Below are 16463 nucleotides of genomic sequence, written 5' to 3'. Positions count from 1 at the left end.
CCTACCGGGAGTCGGTGCTGCCGGCTTCGGTCACCGCGCGGGTGGCGGTGGAGGCGGGGGTGCCCGACTCCTGGCAGAGGGTCGTTGGCCCGCAGGGCCGGGTCGTGGGGCTCGACACTTTCGGCGAGTCGGCCCCCGGGCCGGCGGTCTACGAGCACTTCGGATTCACGGCCGGGGCCGTGACCGAGGCGGTGCGCGCGCTCATCTAGGGACCACGGACCATAACCGGGGCGCCGCTGTCACAGGGCATCGACGCCATGCGTGCGTGGCGCGAGACCGTCCGTCGTCGGGCGGCGCGCCGGTCGCGTGGTCGGGTTGGGGGATCCCCGTCGGGTAACCATAATGGAGGGCGAGTGCCTGCGCAGGGCATCGACGCCAGGCGGCGATCCACGGCCCTGAAGGGTCTGCCTTTGACCGACGGAGACGTCACGCCGTGGCCGAGCCGCACCATCATGGCCAACTCGGAATGTCACAACCCGTGTTGACGGGGCTTGACTGGTATCGCCGGCATTGGGGCCAGGTCTGCGACATACTCGGTCTCGGCCCGCGCGAGACCGCCCACGACATTCTGGATACGGGGACACCGGCCAGGCTCTACCGGTACGCCGCCAGCGCGGCGCGCGGACCGGTCGTGGTACTCGTTCCCGCCCCTATCAAGAGCCCCGATATCTGGGATCTCGACCCCGAAATCAGCGTCGTTCGGCGCCACCTGGAGCAGGGCTCGCGGGTCTGTCTGGTGGCCTGGCCACGGACGTTTTCGGATGCTGACGCGTTCGGGCTCGGCGACTACGTCGCGTGGATGCTCGGTGCATGTATCGACACCGTGTGCCGGGATGCCGGAGAGGAGCGCGTGTTCATCAACGCGCACTCCATTGGGGGAACGCTGGCAGCGCTGTACTCTGCACGCTACCCGGATCGGGTCAAGGGGTTGGTCGTGCTCGCGTCACCCCTGCATTTCGGCCCGGATATCGGAGCCCTGGGCCGGTTCGTTTCCCGGTTTCCGGACACCGATGCATTGATTGGCGGTAATGCGATTCCCGGATCGTTGCTCAACCTGCTCAGTGCGACGGCCTCGCCGCAGGCGTTTATCGTCCAGCGGACCAACGACTGGTTGGCGAGCCTGACCGATGCCGGGCAGTTGCGCCGTCATCTCATCGTCGAGCGCTGGACGCTCGACGAAACGCCCATGCCCCGGCAGTTGTTCCTGGATCTGGTGGAACGCCTCTACCGCCGGGACGGCTTTGCGCGGGGCGAGGTGCGCATCGACGGGCAACGTGTCACGCCGGCCGACGTGCGCTGCCCGGTGATGTGCGTGGTGAGCCGGCACTGTGACATCACGCCGCCGGAGGCCGTGCTTCCCGTACTCGAGGCGTTCGGCACGGCCGATCGCGAAGTGCTTTGGTACACCGACGAGCCGGGCGTGTCGCTACAGCACGTCGGTGTACTCGCGGGGGTGAACGCCCATCGCCACCTGTGGCCGCATTTGCTCACGTGGATGCGCAATCGCCAAGCGTCCGCGACGGCCCATCAATAACGGCGTCAGCGCCTGCCCGGCGCGCCGCGTGCCGTCTCCCCGGGGTCTGGCCGGTGGTGCCCGCATGCGCGGCGGGCAAGAGGGCCGCCGTGGTGTCAGTCGCGAATCGCCCAGCTTCCGTCGGGCTGACGGCATGCAGTGCCGTAAACCGACTCGGTGGCGCCACCGATCTGCGCGTCCAGCGTGAATTCCCGGCAGGGACCGGATGTGGTCTCGTAGGTGCGGGTCGGGGTGACCTCGTACCGGTAGCCCGTGTCCGGATTGCGCCAGGTCGACGGAACGCCCGTGCGCACGTTTTCGAGGGCCATCGCCGTTCTCAGGCGGTCGGTTTCGTCCATGGAGCGGCCGATGGCACCGCCGAGCGCCGCTCCGGCGAGCGTGCCCACGATGATGGCGGCGACGTTGCCGCGTCCGTGACCTACGTCCGATCCCAGGATACCGCCCAGGACACCGCCAATGACCATACCGCCTTGTTCCTGCGTGCCATTGTTCGCGCAACCGGCCGAGGCGGTGAGTGTTGCTGCGAGAAAAGCCGTGGCGAGTCGCCTGATCGGGGGCATAGATCGAACCCTCGTGAATGTGGCACCCGCTGTGCCAGCGGTCCGTGAGCGCGATTGCACACCAGTTTCCACAACTCGCCGGTCGTGATATTGACCTGGGGCAATACCGTACGCTTCCGGCCACCGCCGATGACCGCGAAGATGCGTCACCGGCAACGTGGCACGGCGGACATCGTTCGAGAGATGGCCAGGGGTCGCGGCTGCCATGATCAATCTGCGTCAGATCGAGGCATTTCGGGCGGTGATGATGCACAAGACCGTCACGCGTGCCGCCGAGGTGCTTTACGTCTCCCAGCCGGCGGTCAGCCGGCTGATCACCGACCTGGAGGGGAGCATCGGCTTCCCGCTGTTCCAGCGGCGCAAGGGGCGTCTGGTGCCTACGCCGGAGGCCGAGGGGCTTTATGAAGAGGTGGAGAAATCCTTCGTCGGCCTGGAGAAGATCACGACCGCGGCCCGCGAGATCCGGGAGTTCCGCACCGGGTCACTGTTCATTTGCAGCATGCCGGCGCTCGCGCTGGCGTTCCTGCCGCCGGTGCTCCAGGCGTATTCCACCGACAATCCGGGCGTTACCGTCTCGCTGCAGGTGCATAGCTCCCAGCGCGTGGCCGAGTGGGTCGCCACCCAGCAGTGTGATTTGGGGCTGGTGGGTATGGACCTCGACGAGACCGGGGTGCGGCAGGTGGCGCTGGGGAGTGCGCCCCTGCGGCTGGTGATGCCGCCGGATCACCCGCTCGCCGGGCAGCAAACCGTTCATGTCGAGGATCTGGCTGACGTCGCTTTCGTTTCTCTGGGCCAGTTGCAGGATGTGCGACCCGCTGTCGACCGCGTTTTCCACGAGGCCGGCGTGCGCCGGCGCCTGCGCATCGAGACCCAGCTTTCCGCCGTTGCTTGCGAGTTCGTGCTGGCGGGCAGCGGCGTGGCGCTGGTCGATCCGGTGACGGCGAGTGGGTATGCTGCGCGCGGACTGACCAGCCGGCCGTTCTCACCGGCCATTCCTTTCCATTACAGCGCCCTGGTGCCGGATTTTCGCCCGCCCTCGCGTGTCACCCGGGCATTCCTGGCGCTGCTGAGCGAGCGTCTCGAAGCGGCGCTCGATTTCTGAGAAGCCCATAACATCAACGCATGGCATAGCGAAAAAACGGCATTGGGCGGCATGGGGTTGCCGGTGCTAGCGTTTTTCCTGCCGATATAACAGGCCGCTCCGGATGCAGGGCGGGCCACAACGTTGCGGAGGAGAGATGCAGATGAGAGCGACCGCGAGTCTGGCCATCGCGATGGCGGCGTGCGGCCTGGCAGCAGGCCAGGCCTCCGCCGAGTCCCCGACGCTGTATGTGGGCGCCTATGGCGGCTCCACGGAGCGGGCGATGAAAGAGGTCATCATTCCCTCGTTCCGGGACGACCACGACGTGGAGATCATCTACGTCCCCGGCAATTCCACGGACACGCTGGCGAAGCTACAGGCCCAGCGCGGCAACCAGGAGCTGGACGTTGTACTGCTCGACGACGGCCCCATGTACCAGGCCGTCAACTTCGGATTCTGCGAGTCCATCGGTGACGTGCCCGTTCTCGACGACGTCTACGACATCGCGCACCTGCCCGGTGGCAAGGCGGTGGGCATCGGCTTCGTGGCGACCGGCTTCGCCTACAACCGCGAGCTCTTCGAGGAGAACGGCTGGGAGCCGCCACAGTCCTGGGCGGATCTGGCCGATTCCCGCTACCGCGACAAGCTGGTCGTGCCGCCGGTGAACAACACCTACGGCCTGCATGCCCTGGTGATGGCGGCGCGAATCAACGGTGGCGGTGAGCAGAACATCGACCCTGGATTCGAGGCGTTCAAGGAACGCATCGCCCCCAACGTGCTTACTTTCGAGCCCTCCGCCGGCAAGATGTCGGAGCTGTTCCAGAGCGGCGAGATCGCGTTGTCGGTATGGGGCAGTGGGCGGCTGAAGGCGCTCGCCGACACCGGTTTTCCCGGCGCTTTCGCCTATCCCGAGGAAGGCGCGGTGGCGCTCATGGTCGGCGCCTGTCCCGTCTCCGAAAGCAATGTGCCCGAGCTCTCGCGCGCGTTCATCGAGCACCTGCTCTCGCCGGAGATCCAGCAGGTGCTTGCCGAGCGCCAGGGTTGGGGGCCCACCAACCGCACCGCCGAGCTCCCCCCGGCGCTGGCGGACAGCCTGCCCTACGGTGAGAAGATCGACCAGCTCGTCACCGTCGACTGGAACGTGATCAACGAGCACCGGCTCGAGTGGACCAACCGCTGGAACCGTCGCGTCGAGCGCTAGCCACCGCGGGCGCGCGCGGGCGGGCCGCCGCCCGCGCGGCAGGAGGGCAACGATGAGTCTTTTGCACCTGCACGGGTTGACCAAGCGCTTCGGCGAGTTCGCCGCCGTCGATGCCTTCGAGCTCGAGGTGAGCCAGGGCGAGTTCGTCTCGCTGCTGGGGCCGTCGGGCTGCGGCAAGACCACCACGCTGCAGATGATCGCCGGTTTCCTGGACCCGAGTGCCGGGCGTATTGTCATGGATGGCCGCGACCTGACGACCGTCAAGGCGAATCACCGCGGGATCGGCATCGTCTTTCAGAGCTATGCCCTGTTCCCCCACATGACCGTCACGGAAAACGTGGCCTTCGGCCTGGAAATGCGCCGTGTCCCCCGTGGCGAGCGCACCGGCCGAGTGCACGATGCCCTCGAGCTGGTGCGCCTCAACGGCCTCGGTGAGCGTTACCCGCGCGAGCTCTCCGGTGGCCAGCGCCAGCGGGTGGCGCTGGCCCGGGCGCTCGTCATACGGCCGCCGCTGCTTCTACTCGACGAACCGTTGTCGAACCTGGATGCGAAGCTGCGCGAGGAGATGCAGCTCGAGCTGCGCAGCATCCAGCAGCGCGTGGGCACGACGACGATCATGGTCACCCACGACCAGGGCGAGGCGCTGTCCATGAGCGACCGAGTCGTGGTCATGAATCGCGGGCGGATCGTTCAGGTCGATGAACCGTTCCACGCGTACGAGCGGCCGTCCAGCGCTTTCGTCTCCCGGTTCGTGGGCAAGACGAATCTGCTCGCCGCGCGTCATCCCGAGCGCGTCAACGGTGTGCCGCGCGTGTGCGTCGGCGACAGCGAGATAGAGTTGCCCGGGGTGGAATTGCCGTCTTCCCACGACTTCCACATCTCCATCCGGCCGGAACGCGTGGAGCTCACCGACCCCGGTGAAGGCGCGTTGCAGGCGACGGTGCGGACGCGCCTGTTTCTCGGCGACCACTGGCTCTACCAGCTCGACAGCCCCGTCGGTGAGCTGCTCGCCACGCGGCCCAATCGAGGAGGTAGCGGCGTGCGTGTCGGCGAGCAGGTCGGCGTGCGGTGGTCCGCCGAGGGCGTGCGCGTGGTGACGGAGGAGCACGGCGATGACTGACACGGCGATTGCGCCCAATGCGATGGCAGGCGGGCGAGGGGGCGCGCAGCGCATGGCGCCCTGGTTGCTGAGCGCCCCCGGCGCGCTGTTCTTCCTGGCACTGCTGGGCGTGCCGTTGGCCATGACGGCCGTGCTCAGCGTTTACAGCTTCGACTACGGTCGCGGCATCGTGGAAACGGTGACCTTCGCGAACTACGTGGAGGTGATCACCGACCCTTACTTCCACGAGATCTTTCTGCGCACGTTCGCCATCGGCATCGGCGTCACCCTCATCTGCGTGCTCATCGGTGCGCCCGAGGCCTACATTCTCTCGCGCATGCGCAACCCCTGGCGCTCGGTGTTCCTGGTGATCACGCTCGCGCCGCTGCTCATCTCGGTGGTGGTACGCACGCTCGGCTGGGTGTTGTTGCTCGGAGGCAACGGCGTCATGAGCCGGGCGCTGACCGCGCTGGGGCTCGCCGGGGACGGCGTGAGCCTGATGTACACCAACGCGGGCATGGTGATCGCGCTCGTGCACGTGCTGGTCCCGTTCATGGTGATCTCGGTGTGGGCATCGCTGCAGAAGCTCGACCCCGCCGTCCAGGACGCCGGCCTGTCCCTCGGCGCGAGTCCGTTCACGGTGATTCGCCGGGTGGTGCTGCCTCAGGTCCTGCCGGGCATCCTCTCCGGTAGCCTGATCGTCTTCGCGCTGGCTGCGAGCGCCTTCGCCACGCCGGCGATCATCGGCGGCCGCCGGCTGAAAGTGGTGGCCACCGCCGCCTACGACGAATACCTCAACACCATGAACTGGCCGCTCGGTGCCGCAATCGCCGTATTGCTGCTGGTGGCGAACGTCACCGTGGTCATGAGCTACAACCGGCTCGTCGAGCGTCGTTATCGCCGGATCATGGGCGAGGGGGGCTGAGCCATGCGACGCAATGGATCGCTTGCCCTGGCTTTTCACGCCCTGTTCGTCGTTTTCCTGCTGCTGCCCCTGGTGCTGGTGGTGCTGGTCTCCTTCACCCCGGAAGGGCACTTGTCCTATCCCACCAGCGGCGTGTCGCTGCGCTGGTTCCGGGCCATCCTCGACAATCCGTCGTTCATCGACGCGTTCTGGAACAGCCTCTATCTCGCGGTCGCGGCGGCCACGCTGGCGGTGGTGCTGGCGGTGCCCGCGGCGCTCGCCATCGCCCGCTACCAGTTCGCCGCGCGTGACTGGCTGACCGGGCTGTTCCTCTCGCCGCTGATGATCCCGCACATCGTGCTCGGTGTCGCCTTCCTGCGCTTTTTCGCGCAGGCGGGGCTCTCCGGCACCTTCATCGGTCTGGTCTGTGCGCACGTGGTGATCATCATGCCCTACACGCTTCGCCTGGTGCTGGCGGCCGTCACGGGCATGGACCGCGACGCCGAGCGTGCCGCCTGTTCCCTCGGCGCCTCGCGCTGGACGGTGTTCCGGCGGATCACGCTGCCGCTGATCCTGCCCGGCGTGACCGGCGGCTGGGTGCTCGCGTTCATCACCAGCTTCGACGAGCTGTCCATGACCATCTTCGTCGCTTCGCCGAGCACCACCACGCTGCCGGTGAAGATGTACAACCACATCGCTCACACCATCGATCCCCTCATCGCCTCGGTCTCCACGGTGCTCATCGTCATGACGGCGGTGTTCATGGTGGTGCTCGACCGGGTGTACGGGCTCGATCGGGTTCTCATCGGCAAGGGGTGATCATGACGGACTATGACATCGCGATCATCGGCGGCGGACTGGTCGGCAGCGCTATCGCCTATGGCCTTGCGCGGGCCGGTCACCGGGTGGCGGTGCTCGACGAAGGCGACGTCGCCCACCGCGCCTCACGGGGCAACTTCGGCCTCGTCTGGGTTCAGGGCAAGGGTATGGGCATGCCGGCCTACGCCCACTGGACCCGCAGCTCGGCGGATCGCTGGGCCGCATTCGCCGGCGAGCTGTCGGAAGTCACGGGCATCGACGTGCAGCACCGGCGCCCCGGCGGGCTCCATCTGTGCCTCGGCGAGGACGAGTACGAGGCCCGCGAAGCGGCACTCGCCGGACTCGTGCGGGAGACCAACGGGCGCTTCCGCTACCGGATGCTCGACCACGAGGCGCTCGCGCGCGGGCTGCCAGGGATCTCGCCGGCGGTCACCGGAGCCTCCTGGTCCGATCTCGACGGGCATGCCAACCCCCTCTACCTGCTGCGGGCCCTGCATGCGGGGTTGGTGCACCACGGTGGCCGTTACCTCAGCGGTGCGCCGGTCGAACGCGTCCGGCCGATCGCTGGCGGCTTTCGTATCGAAAACGGCGCCGCCCCCCTGGAGGCGGGCCGTGTTGTGCTCGCTGCCGGGCTCGGCAGTCGTGCGCTCGCGCCGCAGGTCGGGCTCGACGCACCGCTGTTGCCCAGCCGTGGCCAGATCCTCGTCACCGAACGCACCGTGCCGCTGCTCGATGGCCCGACGACCTACATGCGCCAGACCGGCGAGGGCTCGATACTGCTCGGTGACTCCCACGAGGATGTGGGCTTCGATGACGGTACCCGCACCGAGGTGCTCGCCGAGATCGCACGCCGCGCGGTCACCGCTTTCCCCCGGCTGCGCAGCGTGCGCGTGGTGCGAGGCTGGGGCGCGCTGCGCGTGATGACGCCCGACGGCCTCCCGCTCTACGAGCAGTCGCGTGAGTGCCCCGGGGCCTTCGTCGCGGCGTGCCACAGCGGCGTGACTCTGGCCGCCGCGCACGCTGAGCGGCTCGCGCCGTGGATCGCCGGCGAGACGGCGCCCGCGGACATTCACCCCTTCACCGCGGAGAGGTTCCATGTTCAAACGGCTGCCTGACGACGGGCGCTCGCCCGTGGCCTTCGAGTTCGAGGGCGGGACGATCGCCGCCCGGGAGGGCGACACCGTCGCCGCGGCGCTGCTGGCGAACGATGTGCTTGCCTGCCGTGCCACGCCGGTGAGCGCGGCGCCGCGGGCGCCGTACTGCATGATGGGCGTGTGCTACGAGTGCCTGGTGGAGATAGACGGCGAACCCAACCGCCAGGCCTGTCAGGAGCCGGTCCGCCCCGGTATGCGTGTGGCTCGCCAGCAGGGCGCCCGGGAGGTGGACGCATGAGCGAGCGACATCCCCTGGTGATCATAGGCGCCGGGCCGGCGGGTATGGCGGCGGCTGCCTCCGCTGCCCGGCACGGTATTCGCCCGGTGCTGCTAGACGAACAGCCGGCGCCGGGCGGGCAGATCTATCGGGGCGTCGACCAGGCCCCCCGCACCCGAGGCGAGTTGCTCGGTACCGACTATCGGCACGGCCGCACGCTGACCGAGCCGCTGCGGCACGCAGACGTGGACTACCGTCCCGGCTCGATGGTGTGGCAACTAACCCGGGATCGCGAGGTCGGTGTGCTGCGCCAAGGGCGTGCCGCGCTGATCCAGGCCGAGCGCGTGATCATCGCCACGGGTGCCCAGGAGCGACCCTTCCCCGTGCCCGGTTGGACACTGCCGGGGGCAATGGGCGCGGGTGCCGGTCAGGTGCTGCTGAAGACCTCCGGCCTTGTGCCCGAGGGACCCGTGGTGATCGCGGGTACCGGTCCGCTGCTGTTCCTCGTGGCGGTCCAGTACTTGCGCTCCGGCGCCAACGTGGCGGCGGTGCTGGAGACCACCGCACCCCGCCATCGTTGGGCGGCGCTGCGCCATCTCCCCGGTGCGCTGCGCGGGTACGGGCATCTGCGCAAGGGCCTTGCGCTGCTTGCCGAGCTGCGCCGCCATGGTGTCCGCCACGTGCGCGGCGTTGACGCGCTGCGTATCGAGGGTGAGAACCGGGTCGCGGCGGTGGCGTGGCGTCGGGCCGGGCGCTGGGAGCGGGTCGCGGCGACCACCGCGCTGCTCCATCACGGTGTGGTGCCCAACGTGCAGATGACCCGGGCACTGGGCTGCGAACACGTGTGGGACGCGCGCCAGCGGTCGTGGCGGCCGCGACTCGACGAGCATCTGACGACCGATGCCCCGGGCATCGCCGTCGCCGGCGACGGGGGCGGCATCGTGGGCGCACGGGCCTCGGAGCATCAGGGCCGGATCGCCGCTTTCGCCGCGGCCCACGCAATGGGGGCGATGGACCGTGGTGTGCGGGACGCCGAGCTCGCGCCGGTGCGCCGGGCGCTGACGCGGGAGCTTGCCGTGCGCGCGTTCCTCGACGTGCGCTACCGGCCCGCCGAGCACTGGCTGCGTCCGGATGACGAGGTCACGGTGTGCCGCTGCGAGGAGGTGAGCGCCGGCGAGATCCGCCGGGTCGCGGCACTCGGCTGCAGCGGACCCAATCAGGCGAAATCCTTTTCACGCTGCGGCATGGGGCCGTGCCAGGGCCGGATGTGCGGGCTCACCGTGGCCGAGCTCCTCGCCGAAGCGAACGCCGAGAGCGTCGCGGCAGTCGGCTATTACCGCATCCGCCCGCCGCTCAAACCGATCACGCTGGCGCAGCTCGCGGCGGCGGCCACCGCCGACGACGAGGCGGCGTAGTGTCCGCGCGGATCGTCGTCATCGGCGGCGGCCTCCACGGCTTTGCCGCGGCGTTGCACCTCGCCCGCGCCGGCCATCGCGTGAGCGTGGTGGAGAAGGACTACGCCGGCCGCCACGCTTCCGGCGTGAATGCCGGCGGCGTGCGCCGGCTCGGTCGCCATACCGCGGAGATTCCGCTGGCCCTGGCCGCGGCGGAGCGTTGGCGGCGGATGGGCGAGCTGGTGGGCGGGGATTGCGGGTTCGTGCCCTGTGGCCAGATCAAGGTCGCGGAATCCGATGCGGACATGGACGCACTCGAAGCCCGGGTTGCCGAGGTTCGGGCGCTGGGTTTCGGGCACGAGTATCTCGTCACCCCTGGCGAGCTCCGACGACGGGTGCCGGCCATCGGTGCACACTGTCGCGGGGCCCTGGTCTGCGATGGCGACGGCTACGCGAGCCCTTATCGCACGGTGACTGCCTGGCGCCGCGCAGCGCAGGCCGCCGGCGCTGCCTGTCACGAAGGTGAACGGGTGACGGGAATCGAACGTCTTGCCGACGGTTGGCGCGTGGTATCGCGCGAGAGGGCATGGACGGCGGACGTGGTCGTGAACTGCGCTGGCGCCTGGGCAGGCGAGGTTTGCCGGATGCTCGGCGAGCGCGTGCCGGTACAGGCCGAGGCACCCATGCTCATGATCACCGAGCGTCTGGTGCCGTTTCTGGAGCCGGTCGTGGGCGCGACCCATCGACCGCTGTCGTTCAAGCAGTTTCCCAACGGCACCGTGCTCATCGGCGGCGGCATCCGCGGCCGGGTCGAGCATGGGCTTGCCCACCCGCGGCTTGCCGGCCTCGCGGCCAACGCGCGTACGGTCACCGATCTGTTTCCGTTCATGGCGCGGGCACGGATCGTGCGGACCTGGGCGGGGATGGAAGGGGTCATGCCCGACGGCATTCCGGTGATCGGGCGCAGCGCCGTTGCCCCGGACGTCGTCCATTGCTTCGGCTTCTCGGCCCATGGCTTCCAGCTCGGCGCGATCACCGGGGAGATCGTGCGGGACCTGGTCACCGGGCGCGAGCCGGCGTTGCCCATCGCGCCCTTTGCCGTGGAGCGCTTTGCGGCGGCGAACCCGGCGGAGGGCTCGTATTCCGACGCCGCATTCTCCGCTTCCAGCGACGGGGGCGCGGCTTCGACCGTCGCTCGATAGTTTCCCCGAGCGGCTTCGAGGGGGCTAAGCGCCGAGCATCAGCCAGACGCCGTAGACTACCAGCCCCGCCGCGAGCAGGTTGGAGAAACCGTGCCAGTTGGCGACCACCTTCTCCAGCAGGATGACGAACGTGAGCAGTGCCATCCAGAACAGGCTCATCACGCCGCCGGCGAACATCAATGCCATCAGCGCCCAGCAGCATCCCACGCAGTACAGCCCCAGACGCATCCCCACGCTCACCGCACTGCCGGGGCAGGAGGGGAACCCCTCGACGAGAAGGCCGAGGGGGCTGCGGCAGTAACGCAGGCAGGCGTGCTTCACCGGCGTCAGCTGAAACGCCCCCGCCACGACCAGCAGGCCGCCGGCGAGGGTGGGATCGTTCAGCGACTGTGCAGCGGAGAGCAGGGCCAGCTCGTGGAGCACCCACTGGGCGGCTGTCGCCCCGACGGAAAAGGCCGTCCATGCGAGCACGTAGCCGATCGCGATCAGATAGGCCACGGTCGGCGCCCGGGCGGCTCGCATACGACGCTCTGCTGCCGCGAGAGTGAGTATCCCGGGCATGGCCGTCGGTACCATCATGCCGATCATCATCACTGCCCACATGATGAAGGTCGGCCAGGCACGGAAGCCGCTGTCGGCGGGCATGGCCGACATACCGCCGGCCATGCGAATGAGGTAGAGCCAGCTGACGACGGTCGCGAGGGCGAGGCTCGCCATCAGCAGGCTACGCTCGTCGCGCAGGATTCGCAGACCCTTCTCGCTCATGGCGCCGTCCTCGCGTGCCGCTTCGGTCAGGCCGCTTCGTACCGGAATGGCGCGTAGTACGCGACGCGTCCGCCGAACTCCCAGTCCAGCCCGTATCCGCGGTGGGAGACCGAATCCGACTTGGCGACGGTCACGTCGTAGCCGGGCGAGACGGCCACGGGGTGTCCGGAGATTCTGACTTCACCGCCGCCCTGGCCCTCGATGGCCTCGAGGGAGGCGGCGGCGAGGTCGCCCACCTTGAGGCTGCGCCGGCGACCGCTGGCGTCGTAGTGCATGGGTACCGACTCCACGCCCAGGGTTTCCCCGACGAACGATGCGAGCGTGCCGGGGTGGCCCCCGGCTGCCCCGCTGAAGATCTCGACCAGCGCGTCCCGTTGCGCCTCGCTTGCCGCATCGTCCACATAGACGGCCACCTTCCAGCCGCCGGCGGTCATGTTGCCGGGGGCGTGCAACGCCATGGCCAGGTTCATGCCGTCGAGCTCGACGCTGCCGTGGTGACCTCGCTCGACGTGCCACGCCACCAGGGCGTCGCAGGTGCCTTCGGTGGGGGCTTCGCCGTACAGGCAGGGGCACGCACCGGTGCACGTGCATGCCTCGAAGTATGTTCCGCTCAGTTGCCACTGTGTGCTCATGACACCGTCTCCTCTTCGTCGCTCGGTTGTGTATCGGTTCGGGCTATGCGCATTCCTGGTGTCCTGGAACAGGAGTTCGTTGAATTTCTGCGTGTCATGGCGCCGCTGTCGCTAGACGGCGGCGCGAAGGCGTGGTGGGCGCCACGTCGAGCGACGCCAACACCGCGACAGCGGCGCCATGACGCGCCCGAAGGGAGAGCCCCAGTCCCGCCAGGGCGGTGTTGCGTCTCCTCGCCGTAGGCCCCACTACGACTCGTCGCCGCGCCTAGCCCTGGCGGGACTGGGGCGCTCAGAAACGCAACGAACTTCTGTTCCAGGACACTAGCTATAGCCGAGCGGTGCCGGGCGGGCTTGAGTGATCAATGAGAATTTGATGAGAAGGCACGCGGGGCATGGCCATACACGGAATGCCTGGCGATGGCAGACCGGCAGCGTTGCGTTAGGCTTAGGCCAAGCGGTATTCGCGGGGTTAGGCATGCAGGTCGCCGAGCTCCTCAACGCCTACGCGAGCGGGGATGTCGTGGGTCGGGACGGCGAGCTCGCCGAGCTGCGGCAGCTTTTCGCCGACGCGGGGCCCCGGGTCGCGCACGTCTATGGGGATGCCGGTATCGGCAAATCCACGCTGGTAGGCCTTTTCGCGGCGATGACCCAGCAACACGACGCTGAGTGCATCCTCATGGATTGCCGCGAGATCGAACCGACGGCCGAGGGCTTCCTCGGTGCGCTCGCGGCGGCCATGGGTCATGCGAGGCCGGATCTTGCCCACCTGGTGGACGCACTTGCCGCGCACCAACGCAGGCCGGTCATCGTTCTCGACAGCTTCGAGGTGCTGCGCCTGCTGGACACCTGGCTGCGGCTTACCTTTGCGCCCGCCCTGTCTGCCAATGCCCGCATCGTTCTCGCCGGGCGGCACCGGCCCTCCGTTGGGTGGTACGCCGGCGGCTGGGAGAAGCCGACGCTAATCCTGCCTCTGGGGCCTCTGGCGAGCGAAGCCGCCGAGGATCTCCTGCAGCGTCTCGGCGTGAGCTCCGGGCGCCGCCGCCTTGCCCGTATGCTGCACGGTCATCCCCTCGCCATACGGCTCGCGGCCCGCACGCTGCGCCAGCGCCCCGGGCTTCGGCTGCCGGACGCCTCTTTGCAGCAAGTCATGGACGAGCTCACCAGCGTGTATCTCTCGGACGTGGATGACCCCACCATTCGGCCGTTGCTCGAGGGCGCCGCTCTGGTCCGTCGAGTGAGCGTCCCGTTGCTGCGCACGCTGTTTCCCGCGCATGATCCGGAGCATGCCTATGGCCTGCTGAAGCAGCTCGACTTCGCCGAGGTTCTGCCGGACGGGTTGAGCCTCCACGACGCCGTCAAGGAAGCGCTCGCCCAGACGCTGCGTGCACGCGACCCGAAACGCTACTTCGAGTTGCGGCGCCAGGCGTGGCGAACCCTGGTCGGGGAGGCGAGGGATGCCCCTCGTCCGGAGCTTTGGCGCTACACTGCCGACATTCTCTACCTGATCGAAAACCCGGTCGTGCGCGAGGCGTTCTTCCCTTCCGGCGCCAGTGAGCTCGTGGTGGAGCAGGCGCACAGCGAGGATTTTCCCGCAATCCGGGCGCTCATCGAGACTCACGAAGGGCCCGATGGCGCGCGGGCACTGCTGCGGTGGTGGCGTCGGCTGCCCGAGGCGTTCGTCGTGGCGCGTGATGCCTGGGGGCAATGCCGGGGCCTGTGCTGCCGCTTCGACCCGGCGAAGGTGGACCCGGGCGCCCTCGCCGAGGACGCCGTTACCCGGACCTGGTCCACCGACCTCCGGGAGAATCCGATGCCACCGGGAAGCCGGTCGCTGTTCATCCGGCGCTGGCTGGACCGGGAGGCCGGAGAGAACCCGTGTGACGCCCAGGCCGCTCTGTGGCTCGATCTCAAGCGGACTTACATGGAGATGCGCCCCGAGCTGCGCCGCGTCTATCTCACGGTGTGCGACCTTGGCCCGTATGCCGCGGTTGCGGAGAAGCTGGGTATCCGGCCTCTGCCGCAACGCAGCGTGGCCCTGGACGGGCGCGCGCACGCCACGGCGGCCCTCGACTTCGGCGAGGCCTCCGTCGAGGGCTGGCTCGCCGGGCTCGCCGCCGCGGAGCTCGGCATCTCCGGGCGACCCGAGTTCCTGGACCGCGATGCCCGGGAACTGGTGTTCCGAGACCGGCGAACGCCCCTGACTCCCCTCGAGTTCGGTGTCCTCGTCTACCTCGTGGACCGACCCGGTGAAGCCGTCGACCGCGAGCGGTTGCTGCGTGAGGTCTGGCGTACCCGCTATACGGGCTGGAGCAACAAGGTGGACGCAGTGGTCGCCGGGCTGCGGCGCAAGCTGGGCGATCACGCCCGCCGCATCGAGACGGTCACCGGTGTGGGCTACCGCTATCGCCCGTGAGCGCGGAGCTGCAGCGCCGAAGTCACCGGAGAGCGTCGATCGCCTTGTGAACCAACGTCTGAGGTGGCTCGCGCACGTCGAGACGGATCGCCTCCGGCGGCGGCTCCAGGGTCGCGAGCTGGCTGTCCAGAAGCCCCGGGTCGAAGAAGTGCTCGCCCCGTGCCGCGAGCCGCTCGGCGAGCACGGCGCGTGTGCCGTGCAGGTGGACGAATCGTACCCCGCCCGGGACGTGGAGCTGGTGCCGGTAGCTCGCCTTGAGCGCGGAGCAGGCGACGACGATGCCCTCACCGCGTGCCACGTGATTTTGCAGGGTTGCGCGTACGGCAGCGAGCCAGGGTCGCCGGTCCGCGTCGTCGAGGGGCTCGCCGCGGCGCATCTTGGCGACGTTGGCGCTCGGGTGGAGATCGTCGGCGTCCATGAACGGTTGCCCGAGGCGCTCGGCGAGCAGGCGGCCGACAGTGGTCTTGCCGCAGCCGGAAACACCACAGACCACCACCGCCATGGGCGGCGGCGTACGGCGCCGATCGCCGCTCATGGCACGGGTGTGGGCAGCGGCGCCCCCGCGTAGTGGGCGCGCAGGTTCGCGAGCACCAGATCGCCCATGGCCTGGCGGGTCTCCACGGTGGCGCTGCCGACGTGGGGGGTGAGCAGCACGTCGTCGCGCTCGCGCAGTGCCCGGGGCACGTTCGGCTCGTCGGCGAACACGTCCAGCGCCGCGCCGCCGAGCCGTCCGCTCTCCAGTGCCGCCACCAGCGCGTCTTCGTTGATCACGGTGCCGCGGGCGATGTTGATGACATGGCCGTGCTCGCCGAGGGCGGTGAGCACGTCGGCATCCACCAGGTGGCGGGTGGCCTCGCCACCGACGCAGCACACCACGAGATCGTCGCAACGCCGGGCGAGCTCCGGCAGGCTCGCGACGTATTCGTAGTCGCTCGCCGGCAGCGGGGTGCGCTTGTGATAGAGCACGCTCGCGCCGAAGGCGCGCACCCGCGCCGCGACGGCCTGACCGATGCGGCCGAAGCCGAGAAAGCCCACCGTGCGCGCGCCCAGGCTCGGAACCAGGGGAAGGTTGCCGTCCCGCTCCCAGCGGCCTTCGCGCACCCAGCGGTCGGCGCGCACCAGATCGCGCCCGAGGCCCGCCCAGAGTGCGACGGCCATGTCCGCCACGTCCTCGGTGAGCACGTTGGGCGTATTCGTCACCGGGATGCCGCGTCGGGCCGCAGCCTCGAGATCGATGGCGTCGACGCCCACGCCGCAGCAGGCGATCAGGGCCAGGTTGGGCAGGGCGTCCATGAGCGCCGCCGAGGCGCCGAAGCCGCCGGTGGTGACCACGGCGGTGATCGCCTCGCGCGTCTCGGCGGGCAGGCTCTCGGCCGAGCCATGGGCGTCCAGCCTGTGCACCACGTAGTCGGCCTCCAGCGCTTCCATGACCGGCGGCGGCGCGAGGGTGGCGGTGAGCAGCACATGGGGTCGGGTCATTGCGTACCT

The 16463-nt window shown here is 69.0% G+C and carries 17 protein-coding genes; 12 read left to right on the top strand and 5 right to left on the bottom strand.

What is annotated here, in order from left to right; all coding sequences use genetic code 11:
* Together ACPEES_RS11070 and ACPEES_RS11065 are read left to right on the top strand one after the other, a co-directional pair.
* Nucleotides 1-209 (top strand): transketolase-like TK C-terminal-containing protein (locus ACPEES_RS11070; RefSeq protein WP_435103543.1); only part of this gene is annotated, 209 nt, incomplete at its 5' end.
* 269 nt (nt 210-478) lie between these two features.
* The gene (locus ACPEES_RS11065; RefSeq protein ID WP_435103542.1) at nt 479-1534 is read left to right on the top strand and encodes an alpha/beta fold hydrolase; all 1056 of its coding nucleotides are present in this window, start codon (nt 479-481) and stop codon (nt 1532-1534) included.
* 95 nt (nt 1535-1629) lie between these two features.
* Here the strand turns inward: ACPEES_RS11065 and ACPEES_RS11060 are convergent, their stop codons facing one another.
* On the bottom strand, nt 1630-2094 hold the full coding sequence (locus tag ACPEES_RS11060) for an RT0821/Lpp0805 family surface protein (protein WP_435103541.1): 465 nt from the start codon (nt 2092-2094) through the stop codon (nt 1630-1632).
* Nucleotides 2095-2299: 205 nt separating this feature from the next.
* On the opposite strand from ACPEES_RS11060, the gene ACPEES_RS11055 reads away from it, so the two are divergent.
* The 9 genes from ACPEES_RS11055 (at nt 2300) to ACPEES_RS11015 (ending at nt 11165) form a co-directional block, all read left to right on the top strand.
* Nucleotides 2300-3196: a LysR substrate-binding domain-containing protein gene (locus ACPEES_RS11055; protein ID WP_435103540.1), complete on the top strand. Its 897-nt coding sequence runs from the start codon at nt 2300-2302 to the stop codon at nt 3194-3196.
* Nucleotides 3197-3338: 142 nt separating this feature from the next.
* Complete coding sequence (locus ACPEES_RS11050) at nt 3339-4376, top strand: ABC transporter substrate-binding protein (protein WP_435103539.1); 1038 nt, start codon at nt 3339-3341, stop codon at nt 4374-4376.
* A 52-nt stretch (nt 4377-4428) separates the two neighbouring features.
* On the top strand, nt 4429-5496 hold the full coding sequence (locus ACPEES_RS11045; protein ID WP_435103538.1) for an ABC transporter ATP-binding protein: 1068 nt from the start codon (nt 4429-4431) through the stop codon (nt 5494-5496).
* On the top strand, nt 5489-6400 hold the full coding sequence (locus ACPEES_RS11040; RefSeq protein WP_435103537.1) for an ABC transporter permease: 912 nt from the start codon (nt 5489-5491) through the stop codon (nt 6398-6400). Before ACPEES_RS11045 ends, ACPEES_RS11040 begins: the two co-directional genes overlap by 8 nt.
* A gap of 3 nt (nt 6401-6403) precedes the next feature.
* On the top strand, nt 6404-7198 hold the full coding sequence (locus ACPEES_RS11035; RefSeq protein ID WP_435103536.1) for an ABC transporter permease: 795 nt from the start codon (nt 6404-6406) through the stop codon (nt 7196-7198).
* Nucleotides 7199-7200: 2 nt separating this feature from the next.
* Nucleotides 7201-8313, top strand: a complete 1113-nt coding sequence (locus ACPEES_RS11030) for an NAD(P)/FAD-dependent oxidoreductase (protein WP_435103535.1) — start codon at nt 7201-7203, stop codon at nt 8311-8313.
* Complete coding sequence (locus ACPEES_RS11025) at nt 8294-8590, top strand: (2Fe-2S)-binding protein (RefSeq protein ID WP_435103534.1); 297 nt, start codon at nt 8294-8296, stop codon at nt 8588-8590. The genes ACPEES_RS11030 and ACPEES_RS11025 overlap by 20 nt, the downstream gene beginning before the upstream one ends.
* Complete coding sequence (locus ACPEES_RS11020; protein ID WP_435103533.1) at nt 8587-9984, top strand: NAD(P)/FAD-dependent oxidoreductase; 1398 nt, start codon at nt 8587-8589, stop codon at nt 9982-9984. Before ACPEES_RS11025 ends, ACPEES_RS11020 begins: the two co-directional genes overlap by 4 nt.
* Nucleotides 9984-11165, top strand: coding sequence for an NAD(P)/FAD-dependent oxidoreductase (locus ACPEES_RS11015; RefSeq protein ID WP_435103532.1), 1182 nt, complete (start codon nt 9984-9986; stop codon nt 11163-11165). Before ACPEES_RS11020 ends, ACPEES_RS11015 begins: the two co-directional genes overlap by 1 nt.
* Nucleotides 11166-11189: 24 nt before the next feature.
* Here the strand turns inward: ACPEES_RS11015 and ACPEES_RS11010 are convergent, their stop codons facing one another.
* Together ACPEES_RS11010 and ACPEES_RS11005 are read right to left on the bottom strand one after the other, a co-directional pair.
* A complete protein-coding gene (locus ACPEES_RS11010; protein WP_435103531.1) occupies nt 11190-11930 on the bottom strand; it encodes a DUF2182 domain-containing protein in 741 nt (246 codons plus the stop codon).
* A gap of 26 nt (nt 11931-11956) precedes the next feature.
* Nucleotides 11957-12562 carry a DUF1326 domain-containing protein gene (locus tag ACPEES_RS11005; protein WP_435103530.1) on the bottom strand — a complete coding sequence of 202 codons (606 nt, stop codon included), beginning with the start codon at nt 12560-12562 and terminating at the stop codon, nt 11957-11959.
* 475 nt (nt 12563-13037) lie between these two features.
* On the opposite strand from ACPEES_RS11005, the gene ACPEES_RS11000 reads away from it, so the two are divergent.
* The gene (locus tag ACPEES_RS11000; protein ID WP_435103529.1) at nt 13038-14975 is read left to right on the top strand and encodes a winged helix-turn-helix domain-containing protein; all 1938 of its coding nucleotides are present in this window, start codon (nt 13038-13040) and stop codon (nt 14973-14975) included.
* 22 nt (nt 14976-14997) lie between these two features.
* Here ACPEES_RS11000 and ACPEES_RS10995 read toward each other — a convergent pair whose 3' ends face one another.
* On the bottom strand, nt 14998-15510 hold the full coding sequence (locus tag ACPEES_RS10995; RefSeq protein ID WP_435103528.1) for a gluconokinase: 513 nt from the start codon (nt 15508-15510) through the stop codon (nt 14998-15000).
* The gene (locus tag ACPEES_RS10990; protein ID WP_435103527.1) at nt 15507-16454 is read right to left on the bottom strand and encodes a 2-hydroxyacid dehydrogenase; all 948 of its coding nucleotides are present in this window, start codon (nt 16452-16454) and stop codon (nt 15507-15509) included. Before ACPEES_RS10990 ends, ACPEES_RS10995 begins: the two co-directional genes overlap by 4 nt.
* Between the last annotated feature and the right edge of the window lie 9 nt (nt 16455-16463).

Origin of the sequence: Arhodomonas sp. AD133 (genome assembly GCF_051195215.1) — a bacterium.
In the GTDB taxonomy this organism is placed as follows: domain Bacteria; phylum Pseudomonadota; class Gammaproteobacteria; order Nitrococcales; family Nitrococcaceae; genus Arhodomonas.
Note: the sequence above shows the minus strand (reverse complement) of the source record. Positions and strands in the feature narration are given on the sequence as shown.

What these genes read in the sequence shown, in the direction of transcription:
- ACPEES_RS11020 (WP_435103533.1), top strand. Translation starts at nt 8,587, where the DNA reads ATGAGCGAGCGACATCCCCTGGTGATCATAGGCGCCGGGCCGGCGGGT.
- ACPEES_RS11005 (WP_435103530.1), bottom strand. Translation starts at nt 12,562, where the DNA reads ATGAGCACACAGTGGCAACTGAGCGGAACATACTTCGAGGCATGCACG.
- ACPEES_RS11045 (WP_435103538.1), top strand. Translation starts at nt 4,429, where the DNA reads ATGAGTCTTTTGCACCTGCACGGGTTGACCAAGCGCTTCGGCGAGTTC.
- ACPEES_RS11030 (WP_435103535.1), top strand. Translation starts at nt 7,201, where the DNA reads ATGACGGACTATGACATCGCGATCATCGGCGGCGGACTGGTCGGCAGC.
- ACPEES_RS10995 (WP_435103528.1), bottom strand. Translation starts at nt 15,510, where the DNA reads ATGAGCGGCGATCGGCGCCGTACGCCGCCGCCCATGGCGGTGGTGGTC.
- ACPEES_RS11010 (WP_435103531.1), bottom strand. Translation starts at nt 11,930, where the DNA reads ATGAGCGAGAAGGGTCTGCGAATCCTGCGCGACGAGCGTAGCCTGCTG.
- ACPEES_RS11035 (WP_435103536.1), top strand. Translation starts at nt 6,404, where the DNA reads ATGCGACGCAATGGATCGCTTGCCCTGGCTTTTCACGCCCTGTTCGTC.
- ACPEES_RS11000 (WP_435103529.1), top strand. Translation starts at nt 13,038, where the DNA reads ATGCAGGTCGCCGAGCTCCTCAACGCCTACGCGAGCGGGGATGTCGTG.
- ACPEES_RS11055 (WP_435103540.1), top strand. Translation starts at nt 2,300, where the DNA reads ATGATCAATCTGCGTCAGATCGAGGCATTTCGGGCGGTGATGATGCAC.
- ACPEES_RS11060 (WP_435103541.1), bottom strand. Translation starts at nt 2,094, where the DNA reads ATGCCCCCGATCAGGCGACTCGCCACGGCTTTTCTCGCAGCAACACTC.
- ACPEES_RS11050 (WP_435103539.1), top strand. Translation starts at nt 3,339, where the DNA reads ATGAGAGCGACCGCGAGTCTGGCCATCGCGATGGCGGCGTGCGGCCTG.
- ACPEES_RS11025 (WP_435103534.1), top strand. Translation starts at nt 8,294, where the DNA reads ATGTTCAAACGGCTGCCTGACGACGGGCGCTCGCCCGTGGCCTTCGAG.
- ACPEES_RS11040 (WP_435103537.1), top strand. Translation starts at nt 5,489, where the DNA reads ATGACTGACACGGCGATTGCGCCCAATGCGATGGCAGGCGGGCGAGGG.
- ACPEES_RS10990 (WP_435103527.1), bottom strand. Translation starts at nt 16,454, where the DNA reads ATGACCCGACCCCATGTGCTGCTCACCGCCACCCTCGCGCCGCCGCCG.